The 24,084-nt window shown below is 68.7% G+C and carries 22 protein-coding genes; 5 read left to right on the forward strand and 17 right to left on the reverse strand.

The genetic code is table 11. The annotated features are described in order from the left end of the window. Positions 1–90: 90 nt before the first annotated feature. Together Y710_RS09780 and Y710_RS09785 are read left to right on the forward strand one after the other, a co-directional pair. On the forward strand, positions 91–1,590 hold the full coding sequence (locus tag Y710_RS09780; protein WP_045539619.1) for an aldehyde dehydrogenase family protein: 1,500 nt from the start codon (positions 91–93) through the stop codon (positions 1,588–1,590). 14 nt (positions 1,591–1,604) lie between these two features. Continuing rightward, positions 1,605–2,717 (forward strand): NDMA-dependent alcohol dehydrogenase, encoded by a 1,113-nt coding sequence (locus Y710_RS09785; RefSeq protein ID WP_006894463.1) that lies wholly within the window; start codon positions 1,605–1,607, stop codon positions 2,715–2,717. A gap of 100 nt (positions 2,718–2,817) precedes the next feature. Here Y710_RS09785 and Y710_RS09790 read toward each other — a convergent pair whose 3' ends face one another. After that, positions 2,818–3,318, reverse strand: a complete 501-nt coding sequence (locus tag Y710_RS09790; protein ID WP_045539621.1) for a flavin reductase family protein — start codon at positions 3,316–3,318, stop codon at positions 2,818–2,820. Positions 3,319–3,402: 84 nt separating this feature from the next. Here Y710_RS09790 and Y710_RS09795 point away from each other — a divergent pair, with 84 nt between their 5' ends. Next, the gene (locus Y710_RS09795; protein ID WP_045539623.1) at positions 3,403–3,909 is read left to right on the forward strand and encodes a hypothetical protein; all 507 of its coding nucleotides are present in this window, start codon (positions 3,403–3,405) and stop codon (positions 3,907–3,909) included. Positions 3,910–3,926: 17 nt separating this feature from the next. Here Y710_RS09795 and Y710_RS09800 read toward each other — a convergent pair whose 3' ends face one another. The 8 genes from Y710_RS09800 to Y710_RS09835 form a co-directional block, all read right to left on the reverse strand. Continuing rightward, positions 3,927–4,526, reverse strand: coding sequence for a TetR/AcrR family transcriptional regulator (locus tag Y710_RS09800; protein ID WP_006894459.1), 600 nt, complete (start codon positions 4,524–4,526; stop codon positions 3,927–3,929). Beyond that, the gene (locus Y710_RS09805; protein WP_062367394.1) at positions 4,526–5,317 is read right to left on the reverse strand and encodes an enoyl-CoA hydratase family protein; all 792 of its coding nucleotides are present in this window, start codon (positions 5,315–5,317) and stop codon (positions 4,526–4,528) included. Before Y710_RS09805 ends, Y710_RS09800 begins: the two co-directional genes overlap by 1 nt. 223 nt (positions 5,318–5,540) lie before the next feature. Next, on the reverse strand, positions 5,541–6,698 hold the full coding sequence (locus tag Y710_RS09810; protein WP_006894457.1) for an acyl-CoA dehydrogenase family protein: 1,158 nt from the start codon (positions 6,696–6,698) through the stop codon (positions 5,541–5,543). A gap of 47 nt (positions 6,699–6,745) precedes the next feature. Then, the gene (locus tag Y710_RS09815) at positions 6,746–8,764 is read right to left on the reverse strand and encodes an ATP-binding protein (RefSeq protein WP_006894456.1); all 2,019 of its coding nucleotides are present in this window, start codon (positions 8,762–8,764) and stop codon (positions 6,746–6,748) included. Between the two features lie 11 nt (positions 8,765–8,775). Continuing rightward, positions 8,776–10,377 (reverse strand): acyl-CoA carboxylase subunit beta, encoded by a 1,602-nt coding sequence (locus tag Y710_RS09820; RefSeq protein ID WP_062367395.1) that lies wholly within the window; start codon positions 10,375–10,377, stop codon positions 8,776–8,778. Continuing rightward, on the reverse strand, positions 10,374–11,534 hold the full coding sequence (locus Y710_RS09825) for an acyl-CoA dehydrogenase family protein (RefSeq protein WP_045536648.1): 1,161 nt from the start codon (positions 11,532–11,534) through the stop codon (positions 10,374–10,376). Before Y710_RS09825 ends, Y710_RS09820 begins: the two co-directional genes overlap by 4 nt. A gap of 3 nt (positions 11,535–11,537) precedes the next feature. Next, positions 11,538–13,259 (reverse strand): acyclic terpene utilization AtuA family protein, encoded by a 1,722-nt coding sequence (locus tag Y710_RS09830; protein ID WP_062367421.1) that lies wholly within the window; start codon positions 13,257–13,259, stop codon positions 11,538–11,540. 47 nt (positions 13,260–13,306) lie between these two features. Further along, positions 13,307–14,095, reverse strand: a complete 789-nt coding sequence (locus Y710_RS09835; protein WP_062367396.1) for a TIGR03084 family metal-binding protein — start codon at positions 14,093–14,095, stop codon at positions 13,307–13,309. Between the two features lie 137 nt (positions 14,096–14,232). Here Y710_RS09835 and Y710_RS09840 point away from each other — a divergent pair, with 137 nt between their 5' ends. Next, positions 14,233–15,117: a PaaI family thioesterase gene (locus Y710_RS09840; RefSeq protein WP_045536644.1), complete on the forward strand. Its 885-nt coding sequence runs from the start codon at positions 14,233–14,235 to the stop codon at positions 15,115–15,117. 378 nt (positions 15,118–15,495) lie between these two features. On the opposite strand, the gene Y710_RS09845 is transcribed toward Y710_RS09840, so the two are convergent. The 8 genes from Y710_RS09845 to Y710_RS09880 form a co-directional block, all read right to left on the reverse strand. After that, complete coding sequence (locus tag Y710_RS09845; RefSeq protein ID WP_231875719.1) at positions 15,496–16,125, reverse strand: hypothetical protein; 630 nt, start codon at positions 16,123–16,125, stop codon at positions 15,496–15,498. A 169-nt stretch (positions 16,126–16,294) separates the two neighbouring features. Then, positions 16,295–17,545 (reverse strand): hypothetical protein, encoded by a 1,251-nt coding sequence (locus Y710_RS09850; protein ID WP_006894449.1) that lies wholly within the window; start codon positions 17,543–17,545, stop codon positions 16,295–16,297. Next, positions 17,542–18,132: a nuclear transport factor 2 family protein gene (locus tag Y710_RS09855; protein WP_006894448.1), complete on the reverse strand. Its 591-nt coding sequence runs from the start codon at positions 18,130–18,132 to the stop codon at positions 17,542–17,544. Before Y710_RS09855 ends, Y710_RS09850 begins: the two co-directional genes overlap by 4 nt. Position 18,133: 1 nt before the next feature. Further along, the gene (locus tag Y710_RS09860) at positions 18,134–18,325 is read right to left on the reverse strand and encodes a ferredoxin (RefSeq protein WP_045536639.1); all 192 of its coding nucleotides are present in this window, start codon (positions 18,323–18,325) and stop codon (positions 18,134–18,136) included. After that, positions 18,325–19,725 carry a cytochrome P450 gene (locus Y710_RS09865; RefSeq protein ID WP_231875720.1) on the reverse strand — a complete coding sequence of 467 codons (1,401 nt, stop codon included), beginning with the start codon at positions 19,723–19,725 and terminating at the stop codon, positions 18,325–18,327. The genes Y710_RS09860 and Y710_RS09865 overlap by 1 nt, the downstream gene beginning before the upstream one ends. Next, complete coding sequence (locus tag Y710_RS09870) at positions 19,722–20,555, reverse strand: SDR family oxidoreductase (protein WP_062367397.1); 834 nt, start codon at positions 20,553–20,555, stop codon at positions 19,722–19,724. The genes Y710_RS09865 and Y710_RS09870 overlap by 4 nt, the downstream gene beginning before the upstream one ends. Continuing rightward, positions 20,552–21,799, reverse strand: coding sequence for a cytochrome P450 (locus Y710_RS09875; RefSeq protein WP_062367422.1), 1,248 nt, complete (start codon positions 21,797–21,799; stop codon positions 20,552–20,554). Before Y710_RS09875 ends, Y710_RS09870 begins: the two co-directional genes overlap by 4 nt. Positions 21,800–21,833: 34 nt before the next feature. Next, on the reverse strand, positions 21,834–22,430 hold the full coding sequence (locus Y710_RS09880) for a TetR/AcrR family transcriptional regulator (RefSeq protein ID WP_006894443.1): 597 nt from the start codon (positions 22,428–22,430) through the stop codon (positions 21,834–21,836). 63 nt (positions 22,431–22,493) lie between these two features. On the opposite strand from Y710_RS09880, the gene Y710_RS09885 reads away from it, so the two are divergent. Further along, entirely contained in the window at positions 22,494–23,975 is a 1,482-nt protein-coding gene (locus Y710_RS09885; protein WP_062367398.1) for an aldehyde dehydrogenase, read from the forward strand. Positions 23,976–24,084 lie beyond the last annotated feature (109 nt).

Here is a 24,084-nt window from a genome sequence, read left to right on the forward strand (position 1 = left end):
CCCCCTGGAAACGGGCGATAAATGATGCACGCCGCGCAGTGGTCCACATCACAGGCGGCAGAACCATCACACGCGCACCAGGAGGGTCCCATGACCGCAACGCTCGACTCCGCCCTGCTTCCCGAGGTCGCCGACTTCGTCTCCCGCGACCGCCAGATGCTCATCGGCGGACAGTGGGTCGACGCCGCGTCCGGCCGCACGTTCGCCACCGTCGATCCCGCGACCGGCCAGACCATCACCAATGTCCCGCACGGCGACGCCACCGACATCGACCGGGCGGTCGCCGCCGCCCGCGCCGCCTACGAGGGCCCGTGGGGTCGAATGAAGCCGAACGAGCGCGAGCGTCTGATCTGGCGCGTCGGCGACATCCTGTCCGAGCGCGCCCAGATCTTCGGTCAGCTCGAGGCCCTCGACAACGGCAAGTCCGTCGCCATCGCCACCGCCGTCGACGTCGGCTGGTCCGCCGACGTGTGGCGGTACAACGCCGGCCTGGCAACCAAGATCAAGGGCGCGTCGATCACCCCGTCGATGCCGTTCGCCGGACCGGACGCCGAGTTCCACGCCTACACCCGCCGAGAGTCCCTCGGCGTGTGCGGGCAGATCATCCCGTGGAACTTCCCGATCCTGATGGCCACGTGGAAGCTCGCCCCGGCGCTCGCCGCGGGCAACACCGTCGTGTTGAAGCCTGCCGAGCAGACGCCGCTCAGCGCACTGATGCTGGCCCAGGTCTTCGAGGAGGCAGGCTTCCCGCCCGGCGTGGTCAACGTCGTCACCGGTTTCGGCGAGGCGGGTGCCGCACTGTCGGCGCACATGGACGTCGACAAGGTGGCGTTCACCGGCTCCACCGAGGTCGGCAAGAAGATCGTGCAGGCCGCCACCGGCAACTTGAAGAAGGTCTCCCTCGAGCTCGGCGGCAAGAGCCCGAACATCGTGTACGCCGACGCCGACATCGAGGCCGCGGTCGCCGGATCGGTGGCCGCGTGGATGTTCAACCACGGCCAGTGCTGCGTCGCGGGCACCCGGCTGTTCGTGCAGCGCAGCATCTTCGACGAGTTCACGCAGGCTGTCGCCGACGCCGCGTCGCAGGCCAAGATCGGACCGGGACTCGACCCGACCACCGAGCTCGGACCGCTGGTCTCGCAGGAACAGTTCGACCGCGTCTCCCGCTACATCAACGAGGGTCTGGCCGACGGCGCCCGCGCCCTCACCGGCGGCAAGCGCTGGGGCGATCAGGGCTACTTCATCGAGCCGACCGTCTTCGTCGACGTGAAGCCGGAGTACTCGATCGTCGAGGAGGAGATCTTCGGTCCGGTCGTCGCCGCCCTTCCGTTCGACGACGAGGACGACGTCGCCCGCGCCGCCAACAACTCCGTCTACGGTCTCGCCGCGGGCATCTGGACCAAGGACATCTCGAAGGCACACCGGACCGCCGCGAAGGTGAAGGCCGGCTCGGTGTGGGTGAACCAGTACAACGGCTTCGACACCGCCCTCCCCTTCGGCGGCTTCAAGCAGTCGGGGTGGGGCCGCGAGCTCGGCGACTCCGCCCTCGACCTCTACACCCAGACCAAGTCCGTCAACATCGCTCTCTGATCAAAGGACCCCTCATGAAGACCAAAGCAGCAGTCCTCCTCGAGCCCGGCAAGCCCTTCGAGATCATGGAACTCGACCTCGACGGCCCCGGCCCGGGCGAGGTCCTCATCAAGTACACCGCCGCAGGCCTCTGCCACTCCGACCTCCACCTCACCGACGGCGACCTCCCGCCCCGCTACCCCATCGTCGGTGGTCACGAGGGCTCCGGAATCATCGAGGAGGTGGGCCCCGGCGTCACCAAGGTGAAGCCCGGCGACCACGTGGTGTGCAGCTTCATCCCGAACTGCGGCACCTGTCGCTACTGCTCCACGGGCCGGCAGAACCTGTGCGACATGGGCGCCACCATCCTCGAGGGCTCCATGCCCGACGGCACCTTCCGCTTTCACGGGAACGGCCAGGACTTCGGCGCCATGTGCATGCTCGGCACGTTCTCCGAGCGTGCCACCATCTCGCAGCACTCGGTCGTCAAGGTCGACGACTGGCTGCCGCTGGAGACCGCTGTCCTCGTCGGCTGCGGCGTCCCCTCCGGTTGGGGCACAGCGGTCAACGCGGGCAATCTGCGCGCGGGCGACACCGCCGTCATCTACGGCATCGGCGGCCTCGGCATCAATGCGGTTCAGGGCGCGGTCAGCGCGGGCTGCAAGTACGTGGTCGTCGTCGACCCGGTGGAGATGAAGCGCACCGAGGCGCTGAAGTTCGGCGCCACGCACGCCTTCGCGACCGCCGAGGAGGCGCAGGAGAAGGTGACCGAGCTGACCTGGGGCAAGGGCGCCGACGCCGCCCTCATCCTGGTCGGTACCGTCGACGTCCCGGTGGTCCAGGCGGCCACCGCTGTCATCGGCAAGGGCGGCAAGGTGGTCATCACCGGTCTGGCCGACCCCGCCAAGCTCACCGTCCAGGTCTCGGGTGCGGATCTGACGCTGAACCAGAAGACGATCATGGGCACGCTCTTCGGTTCGATGAATCCGCAGTACGACATCGTGAAGCTGCTGCGCCTGTACGACGCCGGTCAGCTGAAGCTCGACGAGCTGGTGACCCAGCGTTACTCACTGGAGGACGTCAATCAGGGCTACCAGGATCTGCGCGACGGGAAGAACATCCGCGGCGTGATCATGCACGAGTCGTAGGCCTCGTCCCCCCGAACTCCGCGGGCTCATCGGTGATCGACACCGGTGGGCCCGCGGTTTCCATTCGCCGGTCGCCAGGAGGATGTCCTCCCGCCGTGCGTCAGGCCGGGTGCCCCGGTTCGAGGTCGTCGACGTCGGCCAGTCCCGCCAAGCCTCCGCGCCCGCCGGCCGACCCGCCGCCGGCGACCGGAGCGAGGACGTGGCACGTGTGGTCGCCGACGTCGTGCCGAGCCAGCACTCGGCCGACGAACCAGGCCTCGGCGTCGGACAGGATCGGCACGCCGTGCGGTCCCGGAACCCATCGACAGCGCTCGAACTTGTCGACCTCGTCCCCGGTCTCTCCGCCGAACAGTCGCACCAGATCCAGGTGCTCGCGGGAGACCACGTGCACACCGAGGTGACCGGTCGCCGCGGCGATGGGATAGGTGTGGTTCTGTCGTGAGATCCCGGCCACGAACCGCTCCGGTTCAATGCTCATCTGCGCGGCGAAACCCACCAGGCAACCCGCTCGGCGACCGTCGGCGGCTGCCGTCACCAGGTAGACGGATGAGTCGATCGAGGCCATCATCGCTTCGAAACCGCGCACCGGACCGTCGTCCATGCCCGCCCCTTCTGCTCGCGCGTGGCCGTTACCCGGCCACCACGACCGACCCTACGCCGCGGCGGGCCCGACTACGCTCTGTGCATGTCCGGCACCCGCGCGCAGCCGACCCGAGAGGAACAGGCTGCGGTTCTGAAGGAGTCCATCTATCTCGTCTTCGCGACGCTCTCGGTGACGCTGGCGATCCGAGCGCACGGGGACGTGAGCGCCCCCGCCGCGCTGGCCACCCTCGCCGTGACGCTCGGAGGCACGGTGCTCGCCGTCTTCACCGCAGACGTCCTCGCTCACACGGTGGTCCACGGCGTGATGATGAGCCGTCACGAGTTCGCGCACGCCGTGCGGACGAGTTTCGGCGCGCTGTCGTCGGTGACGCTGCCCTTCGTGTTCCTCTGTGTCAGCCTGATCACCGGCTGGGACGTGAACGCGGCGCTGCTCGCGTCGACGATCGCCCTCACCGTCGCCCTGGTCCTGATCTGCGCGAGAGCCGTACATCGGGTGGGCCTCAGCTGGAAGCAGCAGGTGGTGATGCTGACGATCGAAGCCGCGCTGGCGCTGGCAGTGATCGCCCTGCAGGTGATGGCGCACTCCTGACCCGAGCCCCGGCGCGATCAGTCCAAGGCCGCGGTCAGCTGCTCCACCCACGCCGCCTGGACCCCGGCGCGTCTGCGCGAATCGTCGGTCAGCGTGTCGGCCAGGCCGAAGCCGCGGGCGAGGTCGAGGGTGATCTGCGCCAGCCGGTAGGCCTGCGGGCGGGTCCCGTCGGGGTCGAGTCCGGAGACGACGAAGGCGTGTGCCGCTCGGCCCATCTTGGCCTCCAGCGGACGGATCACGTCGGCGAGGGCGGGATCGGACGCCGCGGCGGCCCACACCTGAAGCGCGGCCTTGAACGACGTTCCCGTATAGATCGAGACGGCCTGCTCCACCACCGCGGCGATCCGGCCCGGGCCCGACGGGATGCTCTCCAGTGAGTGTCCGACGTCCTCGGTCATGTCGTCGTACATCTGCTCGATGACCGCGGTGAACAACGCCTCCCTCGTCGGAAAGTGATGTTGCGCCGCGCCTCGTGAGACACCGGCCTCCTCCGCGACCTTCGCGACCGTCGTCGCGGCCCAGCCACGGGTCGCGAGCAAGTCGACAGTCGACGCCAGCAGCCGCTCCCGAGTGGCTCGGGACCGGTCCTGCTGCGGTTCACGGAGTGGCGCGTTCATCAGCGGCTAGTGTCCCACTCCGGTCGACGCTTGCTGAGGAAGGCCGTCATTCCCTCCCGCGCCTCGTCGGACGCGAACAGTCGCATCGACTCCTCGGCGCGCGCCTGCGCCTGCACGTCGAAGCCGTCGAGCAGCGCCGCGGTGGTCAGCTTCTTGCTCACCGACAGTCCTTGCGGGGACGCCTTGCGGATGCCTTCCAGCACACTGTCGAGTTCAGCGGCGAGGTCGTCGTCCGTGGCGCAGGCGGCGGTCACCAAGCCGATCCCGGCCGCGGTGTCGGCGCCGAACTTCTCTCCGGTCAGGAAGTATCGGCCGGCTGCCCGGGCGGACATCTTGGCCAGCAACGGGATCGAGATGATCGAGGCCGCAAGGCCGAGCCTGGACTCGGTGAGAGCGAAGGTGGCGGCCGGTCCGGCGAGCGCGATGTCGGCCGCGCCGACCAACCCCAGTCCACCGGCACGGACGTGTCCGTCGGCGACGACGATCACCGGCTTGTCGAGTTCGAGGACGGTGCGGATCAGTCCGACCATCGCACGACCGCCCTCGGCGGTCGCCTCCTCGGGGCTCAGACCGCGCTTGAGCGCCTCCCCCAGATCCGCGCCCGCACAGAACGTCCCGCCGGTGTGCGTCAGCACGACCGCCCGAATCTCCTCGTCGGTCGCGGCATCGAACGCCGTCTGCAGCTGCGCGACGAGCGCCGAGCTGAGCGCATTGCGGTTGGCGGGTGAGTCGAGCGTGACGGTGAGGACGGACGCGTCTACGGCGGTGTGGACGAGGATGTCGTCGGTCATGGTTCTCCTTCTGAAGGTCGATGAGGAAGGCCCGTACTCGGCTGGTCGCAACTACCGGATTGTCGATTCTCCGCGAACGAAGCGAGTCGGGCGTATCGAGACCGCGCAGGTCAACGGCCTCGATACGCTCCTCACTCTGTTCCTCGCTACTCGACGAACCTGAAAGGGCGAGAGCCGCAGTCGAAACCCCGCGACGTCCGCTGGAAAGGGCGGCGAAACGGGATCAGTACGACTTCGGCAGTCCCAGGCTCGTCTGCGCGACGAAGTTCAGGATCATCTCGCGGCTCACCGGAGCGATGCGCGTCAGGCGCGACAGCGGGAGCAGCGCGGCCAGACCGTATTCGACGGTGAGACCGTTGCCGCCCAGGGTCTGGATGGCCTGGTCGACGATCTTGGCGGTGGCCTCGCCCGCCGCGTACTTCGCCATGTTGGCGGGGACCGCGGCGCCCCAGTCGTCGCCCGCGTCGTACAGGGTGGCGGCCTTCTGCATCATCAGCTTGGCCATCTCGAGCTCGATCTTGCCCTGCGCGAGAGGATGAGCGATCGCCTGGTGCGCCCCGATCGGCGTCTTCCAGACGGTCCGATCGTTCGCGTACTCGACGGCGCGGTCGAGCGCGTAGCGGCCCATGCCGATCGCCGACGCGGAGGCCATGATCCGCTCCGGATTGAGACCGGCGAAGAGCTGACTCAGCGCGGCGTCCTCGGATCCCACCAGCGCGTCGGACGGGAGCCGGACGTCGTCGAGGAAGAGGGTGAACTGCTTCTCCGGGTTCAGCATCTCCATGTCGATGATCTGATGCTCGAAGCCCGGTGTGTCGGTGGGCACGATGAACAGCGCGGGCTTGAGCCTGCCGGTCTTGGCATCCTCGGTCCGCGCCACGATGAGCACCGCCTGCGCTTGGTCGACGCCGGAGATGAAGACCTTGCGGCCGTTGAGGATCCAGTCGTCGCCGTCACGGCGAGCGGTGGTCGTGATCTGATGCGAGTTCGATCCGGCGTCGGGTTCGGTGATGCCGAAGGCCATGGTGATCGAGCCGTCGGCGAGGCCCGGGATCCACCGCTGCTTCTGGTCGTCGGTTCCGAAGCGGGCGATGATGTTGCCGCAGATGGCCGGCGAGACGACCATCATGAGCAGCCCGCTGCCGCCGGCGGCGAGTTCCTCCATCACGATCGCGAGCTCGTACATTCCGGCGCCACCGCCGCCGTACTGCTCCGGCAGGTTGACGCCGATGAAGCCGAGTTCGCCGGCCTCCTGCCACAGTTCGTCGGTCTTGCGTCCCTGTCGGGCGCAGTCGCTGAAGTACTGCTGGCCGTACTTCTTCACCAGCGCGGCCACGGCCTCGCGCAGCGCTGTCTGCTCTTCGGTCTCGATGAAACTCATTGGGGCTCCTGGAGTTCGGTTGGAGATAGGTCTGGTCCCGCGAGGGCTCACTCCGCGGATGGTTCCTCTTCGGTGATCACGGCGAGCACATCGCCCACCGAGAGCTGCCGTCCCGGCTCCACCGCGAGGACGGACACCACGCCGTCGGCGGGTGCTTTGATGGTGTGCTCCATCTTCATCGCTTCGAGCCACAGCAGCGGCTGTCCGGCCGTCACGCGATCGCCTTCGGCCACCGCCACCCGGATCACCGAACCGGGCATCGGCGCCAGCAGCGAACCGGGCCGTTCCACGGACGCCGGGTCGACGAACCGCGGTGCGCGGGTCAGTGTCACCGATGCGCCCGGCCAGTCGACGAACACCCGGTCGCCGACCGCGCTCACCTCGTAGCGGCGCACCACGCCGCCGCGCGAGAGCACCACCTCGGTGGGCTCGACGGACTCCACGGTCGCATCGTCCAGATCGGGCAGTTCGGCTCGCCCGTCGCGCCCGAAGCGATACCGCGCCACGATCTCGGTCCCATCGGCGGCGAGGTAGGTCTTGCGCTGGTAGTCGGAGGCGATGTTGCGCCAGCCCGACGGCGCCGCCGGGACCGCACGGGCGTCGGCGCGGTTGCGCGCCGACTGCGCCAGCGCCGCGACGGTCGCCGCCACCACGTCCGCGCCGTCGCCGGCGAGCGGCCGCGACAACTCGGCGATCCGCTCGTCGCTGAGGTAGCCGGTGTCGGTCGCGCCGGCGAGGAAGTCGGCCTCGCGCAAGGTGTTCACGAGCATGTCGCGGTTGGTGACGACACCGTGGATGCGCGCGTCCGAGAGGGCACGGGCCAGCACGGCCGCCGCCTGGTCGCGGTCGGGAGCCCAGGAGATCACCTTGGCGAGCATCGGATCGTAGAAGGTCGAGATCTCGCTGCCGTCGGTGATTCCCGAGTCCACGCGGACCCCGGGCCGCTCCAGCAGCCCGAACCGGGTGGCGGCGGGGAGGTCGATGCGCGCGACGGTGCCCGACTGCGGCTGCCAGTCGTGCGCGGGATCCTCGGCGTAGAGCCGCACCTCGATCGCGTGGCCGACGCCGCCCGCCGGAGCGGTCGCCGGAATCTGTCCCAGCGGCTCGCCCCGGGCCACGCGCAGCTGCCACTCCACGAGGTCGACGCCGGTGGTCAGCTCGGTGACCGGATGCTCCACCTGCAGTCGCGTGTTGGTCTCCAGGAAGAAGAACTTGCCGGTCTCGTCGGCGAGGAACTCGACGGTGCCCGCGCCTCGGTAGCCGATCGACTCGACCGCCTTGCGCGCGGCCGCGAAGAGCTTGTCGCGCATGTCGGCACCGATCCGCTCCACGAGCGGTGCCGGAGCCTCTTCGACCACCTTCTGATGCCGGCGCTGGATCGAGCATTCCCGCTCGCCGACCGCCCAGATCTGGCCGTGGTCGTCGGCCATCACCTGGACCTCGATGTGGTGGCCGCGCTCGATGTACGGCTCGCAGAACACGGTCGGATCGCCGAACGCCGACTCCGCTTCGCGCCGGGCCGCGGCGACGGCGTCGCTCAACTCGCCCAGTTCGCGGACGATCCGCATGCCGCGTCCGCCGCCGCCCGCGGAGGCTTTGATCAGCAGCGGAAGATCATCGGCGGTGACCGATTCGGGATCGATGTCCTTGAGCACCGGCACACCGGCGCCCTCCATCAGCGCCTTCGCGTTCACCTTGGAGCCCATCGCGGTGATCGCGGCGGGCGGCGGACCGATCCACGTCAGTCCGGCGTCGATCACGGCTTGCGCGAACTCGGCGTTCTCCGAGAGGAATCCGTACCCGGGATGGATCGCGTCCGCGCCCGCCGCCTGTGCGGCGGCGATGATCTTCTCACCGCGCAGGTACGTCTCGGCCGAGGTGGAACCCGGCAGTCGGACCGCGGCGTCGGCGGCCCGCACATGCGGGGCGTCGGCGTCTGGATCGGAGTACACCGCGACGGTGCGCAGGCCCATCGTGACGCAGGTGGTGAAGACCCGGCACGCGATCTCGCCGCGGTTGGCGACGAGCACGCTGGTGATCGGCTTCTGAGAGATGGCTGTAGTCATGTGCAGATTCCTCACATCCGGAAGACGCCGAAGTTGCTGGTGCCCTCGACCGGGGCGGACGCGATGGCCGAGAGCGCCTGGCCGAGCACCGTCCGGGTGTCGCGCGGGTCGATGACGCCGTCGTCGTAGAGCATCCCGGACAGGAACATCGGCACCGACTCGGCCTCGATCTGCGCCTCGATCATGGCGCGCATTCCGGCGTCGGCCTCCTCGTCCACGGTGCCGCCGCGTGCCTCGGTGGCCGCACGGGAGACGATCGAGATGACGCCCGCGAGCTGCGCGGCGCCCATCACCGCACTCTTGGCGCTGGGCCACGCGAACAGGAAGCGGGGGTCGTACGCCCGGCCGCACATGCCATAGTGGCCCGCTCCGTAACTCGCGCCCATCAGGATCGAGATGTGCGGCACCGTCGAGTTCGACACCGCGTTGATCATCATCGAGCCGTGCTTGATGATGCCGCCCTGCTCGTATTCCTTGCCGACCATGTAGCCGGTGGTGTTGTGCAGGAACAGCAGCGGCGTGTTGCTGCGGTTGGCCAGTTGGATGAACTGAGTGGCCTTCTGCGATTCGGCCGAGAACAGCACGCCCTGCGCGTTCGCGAGGATACCGACCGGGTAGCCGTGGATCCGGGCCCAGCCGGTGCACAGCGAGGTGCCGTACTCGGGTTTGAACTCGTCGAAGTCGGAGTCGTCGACGACGCGCGCGATCACCTCGCGCGGGTCGAAGGGGATCTTCAGATCGGGAGGAACGATGCCGAGCAGCTCCTCCGGGCTGTACCGGGGTTCGCGGACCGGCTCGGCGATCGGCTCCGGTCCCTGCTTGCGCCAGTTGAGGCGGGCGACGATCCGCCTGCCGATCCGCACCGCGTCCTGCTCGTCGGCCGCGAGGTAGTCGCCGAGTCCGGAGACGCGGGCGTGCATCTTGGCGCCGCCCAGTTCCTCGTCGTCGCTCTCCTCACCCGTGGCCATCTTGACCAGGGGCGGGCCGCCGAGGAAGACCTTGGAACGGTCCTCGATCATCACGACGTGATCGCTCATTCCGGGGACGTAGGCACCGCCCGCCGTGGAGTTGCCGAAGACCAGTGCGATGGTCGGGATGCCCGCCGCCGACAGTTGCGTCAGATCGCGGAACATCCGTCCGCCGGGGACGAAGACCTCTTTCTGCGTCGGGAGGTCGGCACCGCCGGACTCCACGAGCGAGATGACCGGGAGCCGGTTCTGCCGGGCGATGTCGTTGCACCGGAGGATCTTCCGCAGCGTCCACGGGTTAGAGGTGCCGCCCTTGACCGTCGGATCGTTGGCGACGATCAGGCATTCGGTGCCTTCGACGACGCCGATGCCGACCACCACCGAGGCGCCCACAGTGAACTGCGAGCCGTACGCCGCGAGCGGGCAGAGTTCCAGGAAAGGCGAATCCTCGTCGACCAGCAGCTCGATTCGCTCGCGCGCGGTCATCTTCCCGCGTTTGCGGTGCCGCTCGACGTACTTCTCGCCGCCGCCGGCGCGGACTTTGCGGAACTCCAATTCGAGTTCGGCCAGTTTGGCGTTCATCGCCTCGACGTTGGCCGCGAACTCCGCCGACGAGGTGTCGATCTTGCTCCTCAGAACCGTCATGCCTGGTACCCCAATCGCTTCGCCGCCAGTCCGGTCAGGATCTCGTTGGTGCCGCCGCCGATGCCGATGATGCGCATGTCGCGGTACTGGCGTTCCACCTCCGACTCCCGCATGTAACCCATTCCGCCGTGCAGTTGGACCGCCTTGTTCGCCACCCACTCGCCCGCCTCGACAGCGGTGTTCTTCGCGAAGCAGATCTCGGCGATGAGGTCGTCGCCCGACGACACCTTCCGTTCGACGACCGCCCGGGTGTAGGTCCGCGCCACGTCGATCCGGCGTGCCATCTCCGTGACCGTGTCCTGCACGGACTGCCGGGAGATGAGCGGCTTGCCGAAGGTCTCCCGGTTCCGCACCCAGTCGAGGGTCAGGTCCAGGCACCGCTGCGCGCTCGCGTACGCCTGGGCCGCCAGCGAGGCGCGCTCGGTGACGAAGGCCTGCGCGATCTGCGCGAAGCCGGAGTTCTCGGCACCGACGAGGTTCGCGGCCGGCACGCGGACGTCGGTGAACGACAGTTCCGCGGTGTCGGAACTGAGCCAGCCCATCTTGTCGAGCTTGCGCGCCACCTCGAATCCCGGCGTGCCCTTCTCGATCACCAGCAGCGAGACTCCCGCGGCGCCGGGCCCTCCGGTCCGGACCGCCGCGACGACGAAGTCGGCACGCACCGCCGAGGTGATGAATGTCTTGGAGCCGTTCACCACGTAGTGGTCCCCGTCGCGCACGGCGCTGGTGCGCAGGTGGCCGACGTCGCTGCCGCCACCGGGTTCGGTGATCGCGAGGCTGCCGATCTTCTCGCCCGCCAGGGTCGGCCGGACCCACTTGTCGATCTGGGCCGGGTCGTTCGCGGCGATCAGATGCGGCAGAGCGATGCCGTGGGTGAACAGCGAGGCGAAGACGCCGCCCGCGACGCCCTGACAGTGCAGTTCCTCCACCAGGATCATCGAGTCGATCAGGTCGCCGCCGCTGCCGCCGATCTCCTCCGGCACGCCGAGACCGAACAGTCCCAGTTCGGCCGCGGCCAGGTGGGTCTCGCGCGGAATCAGTCCCTCGCGCTCCCACTCGTCCTGATACGGCAGAATGTGCCGCTTGGCGAAACCGGCGATACTCGCGCGGAGTTCACGCCGTTCCGGTGAATCCCAGATGTCACTGGCGATGGGCACGGATCAGTTCCCTTCTGTCTTGCTGAAACGGGTCGGGATCGGTACCACGCGCGAGCGCAGCCACTCTCCCAGCCCCTTGGCCTGCGGATCGAAGCGGACGTTCTCGGCGACGCCGCGCCCGAGCACCTGCTCGATCACGAAGTTGACGGCCCGCAGATTCGGAAGCGGGTACCGATGCACGGTCAGGTCCGCGACCTCCGGCAGCAGTTCCTTGAGCTTGGCGACGCTGAGCGTCTCGTCGAGCCATGCGTACTCGTCGTCGGTCCGGGCCCAGAGCCCGATGTTGGCGCTGCCGCCCTTGTCCCCCGATCGGGCACCGGCCACGGTGCCGAGCGGAAGGTCGACGGTCTCGCCCCAGTCGGTCGACGACGCCGCCGCCGGGACGCTCTCGTCGACGATCGGTTCCGCGCGAAGGGGCGACGGATCGATTCGCACGGTGACCCCGTCGGGCTGGTTCACCTGGTGGGGAACCAGCGCGGCGTCGACGTAGCCGGGCTCGAAGACGCCGTAGGGCGAACCGTTGCCGGGAGGTGCGGTGAGAGTGAAACCCGGGTAGCTCGCGAGCGCGAGTTCGACTGCCGCACCGGTGAACTGCCGTCCGGCCTTCTTGGGGTCGGTGTCGCGGGCCACGCAGCGCAGCATCGCGCTGGCCTGCTCCTCGGTGTCGGCGTCGGGACGGTCGAGGCGGACCAGCTCCCAGGTGAGTTCGGCGGGACGCTGCCCGAGCGCGGCCTCGAACTGCTTCTGGAACAGCTCGGCCTTGGCCTCGATGTCGAGGCCGGTGAGCACCACCTCGAACTCGTTGCGGATGCCGCCCAGGTGATTGAGCGAGACCTTAAGGTCCTTCGGCGGCGCCTCTCCCCGCACCCCGCTCACCCGCACGCGGTCGGTGCTCTCCTGCGCGAGTTCGACGGTGTCGATCCGCGCGGTCGCGTCGGGGTTGTAGTACCGCGGCCCGCCGATCTCGTAGAGCAGTTGCGCCGTGACCGTTCCGACCTGCACCGCGCCGCCCGTGCCCTCGTGTTTGGTGATGACCGAACTGCCGTCGGCGTGCACCTCGGCGATGGGGAAGCCGAGCCGCGTCATGTCCGGGATCTCGGTGAAGAACGAATAGTTGCCGCCGGTGGCCTGGGCGCTGCACTCGATGATGTGCCCGGCCACCACCGCACCCGCGAGCTGATCGAGGTCTTCGTAGCCCCAGCCGAAGACCGACGCCGCCGACCCGACCACCAGCGAGGCGTCGGTGACACGGCCGGTGACGACGATGTCGGCGCCCGCGTCGAGCGCTGTCTTGATACCGAATCCGCCGAGGTAGGCGTTGGCCGTGATCGGTGATCCCAGCCCGAGTTCACCCGCCCGCCCGACGATGTCGTCACCGTTGACGAAGGCGACCCGGCGATCCACGTCGAGGCGGTCGACCAGTTCCCTGAGCGCCACCGCGAGGCCGTGCGGGTTGAGTCCGCCGGCGTTGACGACCACCTTGACGTCCTTCTCGGCGACGAGGTGCAGGTTCTCCTCCATCTGCCGCAGGAAGGTCTTCGCGTAACCGAGGTCGGGGTTCTTCATGCGGTCACGGCCGAGGATCAGCATGGTGAGTTCGGCGAGGTAGTCGCCGGTGATGAAGTCGAGATCGCCGCCTTCGAGCATCTCGCGGACCGCGCTGAAGCGGTCGCCGTAGAAGCCGGAGACGTTGCCGATCCGGACCGGACGCGATGCGTCGGACATCATTCCTCCTGGTGTTTCACGCGTGTGGGTGCGGGTGCGGCCGGCGCTCAGGACCTCTGGGGCGCTCGGCCGGCGCCGGGAGGTCCGGCGAAGGCCTGGGCTATCCGCGACCACGCGGCGGCCTCGTCGCCGATGAACTCGAGGTTCAGATCGTCGAGGTGCCGTCGCTGAGTCACGAGTTCGCAGAAGTCCACCGCCGGGCCGCGGACGATGTCGGTCGCGTCTTCCGGTCCCCACGTCCACAGCCGGCCCGACGGCGCGGTGATCTCGTAGCGGAACGGTTCGGCCGGGGCGTCGAGCCCGTTGACCAGGTAGGCGAAATCGCGGGTTCGGACCCCGAGGTGCACCACGTTCTTGATGCGGTCGCCCTCGGGACGCTTCACACCGAGCGCGTCGGCGACGTCGAGACCGTGTGCCCAGGTCTCCATCATCCGCGCGGTCGCCATCGACGCCGCGGACATCGGCGGACCGAACCACGTGAGCTTGGTGCCCTCCGGGACCGCGACCAACGCACCGCCGAGCCGGTCGCGCGTCTTGCGCCAGTCAGCCAGGAGTTCGGCGGGCGGCCTGGCCGCCTCGGTCTCCGCTGCCGCGTCCACGAAGCCCGACGGGTCGCCCATCGCCTGCTCGACGAGGTCGCCGAACCCCGCGGGATCGGTGATCGACAGCAGGGACACGCGGTCGGTCCAGTGCAGGTGACCGATCTGGTGCGCCACCGTCCACCCCTGGGCCGGCGTCGGGGTGGCCCACTGTTCGTCGGAGAGCTCCGCGACGAGGCCGTCGAGGGATTCCGATTCCGCCTGCAATGCCTGAACGAGTTCATCGACGATCGCCATGCGCCCAGCGTCACACGGATCGGCAAACAAATCAAGCGTGAATGATTGTTTCTCTTCCGGACCCCGCGCGAGTGGCACCGGTCTCATCCGAGTCCGCGAGTTTCGCCCCGCGCGCTGTCCCCTGATAGGACGGACCCATGACGAGTCACGCCCCGCCGATCGCCGACCCGTTCACCACGTTCGCCATCGGCCGGGACACCGACGTCGACGCACCGGTGTTGGTCCAGAAGCTCGGCAGCGGCGTCACCGATCACCGCGGCCTCATCGAACTGCCGGCTCTCACGGTGCTCTTCGACGACGTCGGTGGCGTTCCCTTCTACCGGCTCGACGCCGCGTCGTCGTCGATGCAGGCACGGCTCACGATGTCGATGGTGCGGCGTCCCGCGCCCCACGACGTGCTCCGCGCGAGCGCCGACCTCCGCATGCACGACGACGCGTTCGGCACCACGTCGGTCACCATCGCCGGGTCCGCGGGTGAGACGGTGTGCTTCGGCACCGCTCGCAACGTCCGGGTCGGTCGTCCCACCAGCGGCGACCTTCAGTGGCATCCGGAACAGCCCGCACCCGACGGCGTACCCGCGGTCGAGCGGATCGACCCGTCCCTCTCCGGTGCCGAGGTGGTCGCGAAGCTGATCGACGGTTCGCTCCCGATGGGCCCGATCTCAGAGATCCTCGACGGCGGCGTCACGGGAACCGGCGACGACGGCTCCGTCGACGTGCAGTTCACCACCGCACCGTGGATGCGCAACCTCATGGGCACCATGCACGGCGGAGTGATCGCCGCGATGCTCGCCCAGGCGTGCTCGTTCGGAGCCCAGCGCAATGTCCGCGCCGGCGGCGGCTACCAGCTGATCGACTTCACCTGCGAATTCCACCGGTCGCCCGTCGTCGACGGCCGCCGCGTGCGCATCGACGTCGTGCCGGTCAAGCTCGGGCGCCGTCTCTGCCTCTTCGACGCCCGCATGTACGACGGCGACCGACTCCTCGGACGGGCGACGGCCGACGCGCGCTTCGACGTCTGACGTCGCGCCTGCCGGCGACAGATCCCCCGTCCGGGACGGGGGTTTCGTCACCGAGCCTCGCGTCCGCGATGCCGCGGGGAGGATCCCGAACCGCGACAGCTGCCGTCGCAGCAGCGGCACCATCTGCCCGAACGCCAAGTGTTCGGTCGTCCACCGCACCACGTGCAGATCGGGCGCGCAGTTCGTCCTCGCGCAGCTTCTCGGCGATCACCACGTCGTCAGCCGGCTGATCCGGCTTCCGCATCTCCCGCCGGTACTTCCCGAAACCGTCGAACTCCGCCACCACGGACCCATCCCAGTCGTAGTCGCAGATCGCCGTCCGGCCGCTCGGCAGACGGTAGCGGGTCTGAAGCTCGGGAACTGGCAGTCCGGCCTCGATCATCTGTGCCCGCCCCACGACTCGCCGGGGTTGTCCGACCGCCCGTCCGCATGACGCAGCGCCCGACGCGCCCGGGCGACTCCGCGCCGCGGCCGTGCGAGCTCCGCGAGCAGTACGCCGCGATCCGCACCGAGCCGCAGTGCGCTGTCCATGACCGACAGGGCCCGCGGAAAGTCCGGCACCGAGAGCGCCACGTCGACCGCGGTCCGCGAGATCGACGTCACCGCGAGCCCATTGACCTCGACGACCTCGTCGTCGCGCAGTCCCCCGCTGTGTATCACGCGGTGGGGTCGACGGTGACCGCCGTTGCTGCGACCGTTGGTGAGGTGAATGCTCGTGAGATCGGGACGCAGAGTCCCGAGCCCGAGGACTGCGGCCGCAGACTCGTGACTGAGCACGTTGCCGCAGTCGCGGGCGGTTCCGACAGCGGCCGCCACGCACCGGAGCCGATAGCGGTCCCGCAGCGCCTGCCCCGGGTCCGGACCGAGCGACTCACGCGTCACGTACACGCCCCGTCCCACCGGTATCAGCGTGTGTCTGCGAACGGCCTCCCGGATCTCGCGTTCGGTGACTCCGGAATCCAGGGCGACGCCGCGCCAGATGAGTCCGTATCGATCTGCAGGCCACATATCTCTTTAGACGCGACCGGGCCCAAGACGGTTCCATCCGCCGTCCACAGCCCACGATCCGCCATCCGCAGCAGCGCCACTCAGCGACAGATCCCCCGTCCGGGACGGAGGATCTGTCGCCGAGCCTCGCGTCTACCCGAGGCACACGTCCACAGGCGCGCCCCTCTCCTCACACCACCGAGAGCGGCAGGGGCTTCGACGGACCGCGGTCGGCGAAGGTGAACGACGACCCGGCCGAGAAGCGCACGATGGCGACCTCGTCGCACTCGGGCTGCGGATCGCCGCGGCCGACGGTCACCACGAGTTCGTCGCCGTTCACGGCACTCTCTTCGACGACCCACGTCGGCTCGACCGCCCGCACCGCCGACGCGATCGCACCGAGCCGGCCCGCGGCCAACAGCCGCATCCACGCGCCGTCCTCCACCGCAGGCGAATCCACTCGAATGCGCACGCGAACGCCGTCACCGTCTTCGCGCACCTGCGCGACCACCCCCGTGTACTGCTCGGGGCCGAACACCGGGTGCGCGTTCAAAACGCCGGCGAGCGCCGTCGCGTCGGACCGACCGTCGAACAGCGCGGCCGACAATCGTTCGGCGGTGATCCCCGCGATGCCGATGAGCTGCTTCTCGAGGATCTCGTCCGCGCGCGCAGCATCGGTCCGGCGTCGCACGGATGCCAGGAATCCGATCGCGAGCAATTGGTGCTGCAAGGCCGTCTCCTCCGCGATCCGCACCAGTGCGGAGGTGGAGAACTCGTCGAAGGCCAGGTCCTCGACGAGCGGACCGCGGTAATCGGCGAGACCGTCGCCGGCGGACCCGTCGATCGGGCTGAGGGCGATCGACGCCGCCCGGGTTCGCAGAGTCGGCTCGGTAACCTCCGGCAACGGAAGCTCCTCGCGGTCGGGCTCGATCGTCACCGTCCACTCGCAGTGCGGCGTCCGGCCCGCGGGTACGCGGGGCGGTCGGTGCACCGGACGGATCCGCGCGCGCCGATTGGTCGCTATGGCGGTCGCATCGAATGTCGGATCCTCGATGTCGTGGCACATGGCCGTCACGTACTCGTCGCCCATCGGCTCCACGTCGAGAAGCGCGCCGCAGTGATCGAGCACGAACGAGCCGTGGTACCGATCGACGATCCGGTAGCGGAAGTCCATGAACTGCGGCGGCGCACCGATATCGAGCTGCAGGCATTTGAACATGTCCTCGACCCCGTCGCCCTCGATCCCGAGCGCGGTCCGCATCCGCCCCGTGTACACCGGGCTGGCCGCCATCCACTCCTCGATGGCGACCTGGGTCATGCCCTCGCGGCCGAACGCCGCGATCAGGTGTGCCATCCCGGACCGATCGATCAGCTGGCCCGACAGCAGCGACTCCGGGACCAGAGCCACCAACTGCGCGCGGGTCAGTCCGGCCAGGCTCACGGCAGGTCCCACAGGCCGACGGGCGACTGCCCGAGCGGATACCAACCGGGCAGGTTCCCCGGCGCGGACTTCTCGATGCGCTTGAGCATGCCGTCACTGCAGGCTTGATCGGTCAGCATCTCCAGGAACAGTGCCGAGACGTTCCCGAAGTCGAAGAAGTCGCGCTGCCAGCCGAACTGGAAGTTCCCCGCGTAACGGAACCAGCTCCCGCCGATGCCGTGCACCGCGTAGTGGGAACCGTCGGCTCGAGTGCTGACGTCAATCGGCCCGCTCACTGGGTTCCCGGCGCCGGAGTACACCTGGCGCCACAGCCCGATCATGTCGCCGGTCCGCTCGTCGATCACCCACGCCTGGTACGGATACTCCCAGCCCTCCAGGCCCTCCATCTCCTGGCCGAGCGCGATCTCTCGGATCTCGTCGCGGCCCACGGCCATGAAGTCCTTCTCCGGACCGTAGTTCCAGCCGTAGGTGGCGTCCTCGGTGTAGAAATCCGCGAGCGGGCGCCAGTCGCCCGCCTTCTCGGCTTCGACGTTGGCATCCAGCCAACGCTGCTTCATCTCGTCCAGTTCGGCACGGGGAAAAGCCATGTCATTCCTCCACGATCTTCAGTGCTTGGGTCGGGCAGAACCGAACAGCGGCCTCCACTTCGGCGCGCTGCGATTCGTCAGGGTTCTCGTTCAGGATCGTCACCGCGTCACGGCCCGCCTCGAAGACGTCGGGGGCTTCCAACTCGCACATCCCGTGTCCCTGACACAGATCCAGATCGACGACGACGCGCATCACCGCTCCCGCCGCCGATAGGCGACGCGGCACGGCTGCTGCAACTGCACGACCATCTTGGAATGGTCGTTGCGGTAGCTGTCCGGCTCCTGAACCAGGGAGAACTCATAGTTGCGCAGCAGCACCGAGAAGATCGCCTTCAACTGCATCATCGCGAACTGCGCGCCGACGCAGCGATGCCGTCCGGCACCGAACGGGATCCACGTCCAGCGATTGACCAGATCCTCCTGCCGCGGCTGCTCGTACCGAGCGGGATCGAAGGAGTCCGGGTCCGGAAAGTCCTCCGGCAGCCGGTTCGAGACCGCAGGCGAGACCGCGATCGACTGTCCGGCGCGAACCGTGACCCCGCCGACCTCGAAGTCCTCCTGAACCAGGCGCATCAGGATGATCAGCGGCGGATGCAGTCGCAGCGCCTCCTTGATCGCGCCTTCCAGCTTCGGGATCTGACGCATCGCAGCGAAGCTGTACTCGACGCCGTCCGAGTAGATCCCGTCGAGTTCGCCGACGACCTCGGCGAGATGGTCCGGATGTTTGAGCAGTTCGATCAGCGTCCACGCCGCCGTCCCCGAAGTGGTGTGGTGGCCCGCGAACATCATCGAGATGAAGATGCCGGTCACGGTGTCCGGACTGAACATCTGCGAACCGTCGTCGTTCTTCAGCGACACCAGCACGTCGAGCAGATCCCGGTCGGCGGAGTCGGCCGGCGGGTTCGCGATACGGCGGTCCATCACGCCGCCGATGAACTCTACCAACTCGGCGCGCGCGGCGTCGCGTCGGCGGAAACTCTCGATGTCGGCGTGCATGTCGACGTAGGCGATCGGGTCGGTGCCCTTCTCCAGCTCGTGATAGAGGTGCGCGATGTGGCCCGACAGCTCTTCGCGGAACTTGCGTCCGATCAGGCACGACGACGAGGTGTACAGCGTCAGTTCGGCGAAGAAGTCGAGCAGATCGATTTCGCCGGCGTCGCCCCAGCCGGCGATCATCCGTTCCACCTCGTCGGGGATGGTGACCGCGTGCTGCTTCATGTGCGCCCCCTTGAGCGCCTGATTGTGCAGCATCTCGCTGCGCCGCTCGGGACTGGTGTCGAAGACGACGCCCTCACCGAAGATCGGAGTCATGAAGGGGTACGCGGCGCCCTGATCGAGCACCTCGTCGGGCGCGCGGAAGAACTCTTCGTTCGCGGCCGCACCGCTCACCAGGACCACCTCCCGGTCGGCGAGCTGGAACATCCCGACGTCGCCGTGCTCGGCCCGGACACGCCGGAACAGGCCGATCGGATCGGTGGCGAGCTCGTCGAGGTGTCCGTGCTCGCCCTCTCCGCCGGATACGCGGATCGATGCTGCAGGGTCGGAGGATGCTGCGCGGTCAGAGGGTTCAGTGTGAGATGCGCTCGTGGTCATGCCGGTGCTCCTTCCGAATGCGCGACCGGTTCGGGCTGGGCGGGGGTGGACGATTCCGGCGGTACGAGCTCGCCCTCGGCTTCGACGTCGACCGATCGCATGTGCGCGCCGGGCGGCATCGAGATCATCGCCATGACAGCCGAAGCCAGATTCTCGGGTGTGAGGAAGTTGCCGTGCCGGGCCAGGCCGAACGCGATCCAGTCGTTGAGCATCGCCTCGGTCTGCTTCTGATCGAGATTCATGCCCATGCCCGTGATCGTCTGGCCGGGCCGCACCAGACCGGCGCGCACCCCGGTGCCCTCCAACTCCATGTCGATGGTGGCGACCATGCCCTCGACACCGCATTTGGCGGCGACGTACGCCGACGACCACGGACGCGGGTGGGCGACGACGTCGGAACTGATGAACACGATGTCGCCACGGCGGCGCGCGATCATCGCGGGCGCCACCGCGCGGTAGAGCCGGTACGCGCCGACCAGGTGCACATCGATCTGCGCCGCCCACTCGTCCACCGGCATCTCGTGGGCTCGGCCGATCTGGAGATCGCCGGCACCGGCGACCACCACTTCGAGGGGACCCAGCGCCTCCTGCGCCGCGTCGACCGCGTTCCGGACGGAGTCGTCGTCGGTCACGTCGAGCGCGACGGCGGCCGCTTCACCTCCGTCGGCGACGATCCGTGCGGCAGTCGCGGCGCACTTCTCCACACGGCGTGCGCCGAGGGCGACCGGATGGCCGGCCGTGGCGAGGGCCAGGGCGGTGGCCTCGCCGATGCCGGACGAGGCACCGGCGACCAGCACGGGCCGACGTTCGGGATGGGGCTGAAATCTCATCGGGGGACCACTTTCATCGGGAGGGACGCGAAACCGCGGACGTTCACCGAGTGCACGCGTTCGGCGGCGTCGAGGTCGACGTCGAAACTCTTGACGGTTCGGGCGATCTCGGCGAGGCCGAGGTCGGCCTCGAGTCGGGCCAGGTGCGCTCCCAGGCAGAAGTGCGTGCCGAGTCCGAACGAGAGGATGGTGCGGCTGCTGTCACGGCCGATGCGGTACTGGTCCGCGTCCGGCCCGAAGACCTCTTCGTCTCGATTCGCCGAACCGATCAGCAGCAGCACCCGATCGCCCGCGGGAATGGTGTAGCCGCCGTATTCGACGTCGTCGACCACGCGCCGCAGCAGCATCTGCGTGGAGGTGTCGAACCGGAGCGTCTCCTGGACCCAGTCCCCGACGACGGCCGCCGGATCGGCGCCCGCGCCGACCTCATCGAGGATCCCCGCCACCTGCCCCCCGCTGCGATGACCCCAGTAGACGGAATTCGCCAGCAGCTTGGTGGTGGTCTCGTTGCCCGCGACCACCATGAGCATCATGAAGCCGATGATCTCCTGGTCGGTCATCGTGGTGCGCTCGCCCTTCGCCGCGGCCACCCCGTCTCCGACGAGTTCGGCGCCGATCAGCGCGGAGACGAGGTCGTCGCCCGGGCGTCTGCGGCGGTCGGCGAGCAGCTCCGCGTAATAGCCGTGCAACTCCAGGTAAGCGCGCACAGCGGCTTCGGGGACATCGGTGACGCCCTCCTCCCGGTGGATCAGCAGATCCGACTGCCGTCGCAGGTATGCGCGGTCGGACGGCCCGACCCCGAGCAGCTCCGAGACCACGTCCATCGGCAACAGTCCGGCGAAGTCGTGGACGAAGTCGAACTCCCCCATCTCCACGCAGCGCGCCCAGTGCCGACTCGTCAGCTCGTGGATCCGAGGTGCAAGCTCGCTGACCCGGCGCGGCGTGAATCCCTTCGATACGAGCTTGCGCAGGCGCAGGTGGCGCGGGTCGTCCATCGCCAGGAAGCTCATCGCGTACTCGGCGTTCTCGTTGTACGACGTCGGATCCATCGAGACGCCCCAGCTGTTCGACAGCCGCACGTTGTCGCGGAAGGCCTCGGAGACGTCGTCGTGCCGGGCCAGCGCCCAGAAGTCGCCGTCGGTGTTGCGGTACACCGGCGCGTCGCGGCGCAGCCGCGCGTAGGTCGGATACGGGTCCTCGTGAAAGTCGTAGTCGTACGGGTCGAACGGAATCGACTCCTGCATTCCGGTGTCGGTGACGGTCAACGTCTCATTCCCATCAATCGTTGAAGAGCAGTGCGGCGGCCGCGACCAGCCGCTCGGATGTCGCTTCGTAGGTCAGGTGTCCCATGCCGGCGGTGACGAGTCCGCCTGCGTAGAGCATCTGCAGGGCGTCCACCACCCGAGGGGCATCGGGGTGGTCGTCACCGACCGCGGCGGCGAGGCGGTCGTGAATGAACCCGCCGATCCGCCACCGCAGGTGCTCGGAGTCCGGGTCGCTGCCCAGCAGCGCGACGGTGACGGCTCCGCCGAGCTGTCCCTCTCCGGCGACCACGGTCGAGACTCCGCGCAGCACCTGCGCCACGCGCTCGGCCCGGGGCAGGGAGGCGTCCACCTCGGGCACTCCGGCGGCCAGACGCCGCCAGAACACCTCCGCCACCAGGTGACTCTTCGAGCTGAAATACGTGTAGGCGGTGGCCGGCGCCACCCCCGCGCGCTTCGCGACGTCACGCACCGAGAGCGCATCGAAGCCGTCCGCGGCGAGGATCTCGACGGCCGCCTCGGTCATCTTGGTGATCTTCTCGGCCTGCTGCGGACTCAGGCGCCGCCGGGTGGACTCGGCCGCGACACCGGCGGACTCGACTGGGGTGGACATGTGACGCACGCTACTCTACGGTTGAACCGAAGTCCAGACACCTGTCCAGATGGAGTTCTGACAATGACCCGAGCGAGCCTCCCACTCAGGCCCGACACCGCCACCGACCTGCTCGTCGACGGCGCCCTGATCCCCGGTTCCGGCGGCGTCTTCGACGTCGTCAACCCCGCTACGGAGGAGGTGATCGGCCAGGCGGCCGAAGCCACCGCGTCCGACATGGATCGGGCGATCGAGGCCGCCCGCCGAGCCTTCGATCGGACCGACTGGTCGCGCGACCACGCCTTCCGCGCCCACTGCCTGCGGCAACTGCGCGACGCACTGCTCGCGCACGCGGACGAACTGCGGGAGCTGACGGTCGCCGAAGTGGGCTGTCCCACGTTCCTGACGCACGGCCCGCAGCTGGTGGGGCCGATCACCGATCTCGGGTACTTCGCCGACCTCGCCGAGAGCTATTCGTGGATCACCGATCTCGGCGAGGCGAGCCCGATGGGCATCAAGAACCGGCGAGAGCTGCGCGCCGAGGCGATCGGTGTGGTCGGCGCGATCACACCGTGGAACTTTCCGCACCAGATCAACTTCGCCAAGATCGGTCCGGCGCTCGCCGCCGGCTGCACCGTGGTCCTGAAGCCGGCCCCGGACACCCCGTGGTGCGCCGCGCTGGTCGGGAAGGTCATCGCCGAGGAGACCGACTTCCCTCCGGGCGTGGTCAACATCGTCACCTCCACCGACCACGCACTCGGTGAGCAACTGTGCACCGACCCCCGCGTCGATCTCGTCTCGTTCACCGGTTCCACCGACACCGGCCGCAGGGTGATGGCCGCCGCCGCGCCCACGCTCAAGAAGGTCTTTCTGGAACTCGGCGGCAAGTCGGCCTTCATCGTGCTCGACGACGCCGACCTTGCAGCCGCCTGTTCGATGGCGGCGTTCTCCGTCGTGACTCACGCCGGGCAGGGCTGCGCCATCACCACCCGTCTGCTGGTGCCGCGCGAGAAGCTCGCGGCCGCCGTCGAACTCACCAAGAACGCGATGGCGGGCCTGTCCGCGGCGGACCCGACGGACCCGGGAACAGTCTGCGGACCGCTCATCTCCGCCCGGCAGCGGGAGCGCGTCGAGAACTACCTGCGTCTGGCACGCGAGGAGGGCGGCGTGATCGAGATCGGCGGTGGCCGGCCCGCCGGACTGGACCGCGGTTTCTTCGTCGAACCGACGCTCATCTCCGGCGTCGGCAACTCCGCTCGCGTCGCACAGGAGGAGATCTTCGGCCCGGTGCTGGTGATCATCCCGCACGATGGCGACGACGACGCGATCGATCTCGCCAACGACTCCCCCTACGGACTGTCGGGCGCCGTGTGGGGCACATCGCCGGAACGGGTGAACGCTGTGGTCGACGGCGTCCGCACCGGGACGATGGGCGTCAACGGCGGCATCTGGTACTCCGCCGACGTCCCGTTCGGCGGCTACAAGCAGAGCGGAATCGGGCGAGAGATGGGCCGCGCCGGTTTCGAGGAGTACCTCGAGATCAAGGCGGTCGCCACACCCGTATAAGGAGACCGTCCCCTCCCGCTCCCACTTCTCCCGCCGGCCTGCCCCGCCCGCTGCCCACCTCTCCCGCTGGCCGGCCCCGCCCGCTGGTTGAGCGAGCGAAGCGAGTCGA

The organism is Gordonia sp. QH-12, assembly GCF_001578675.1.
GTDB lineage: Bacteria > Actinomycetota > Actinomycetes > Mycobacteriales > Mycobacteriaceae > Gordonia > Gordonia sihwensis.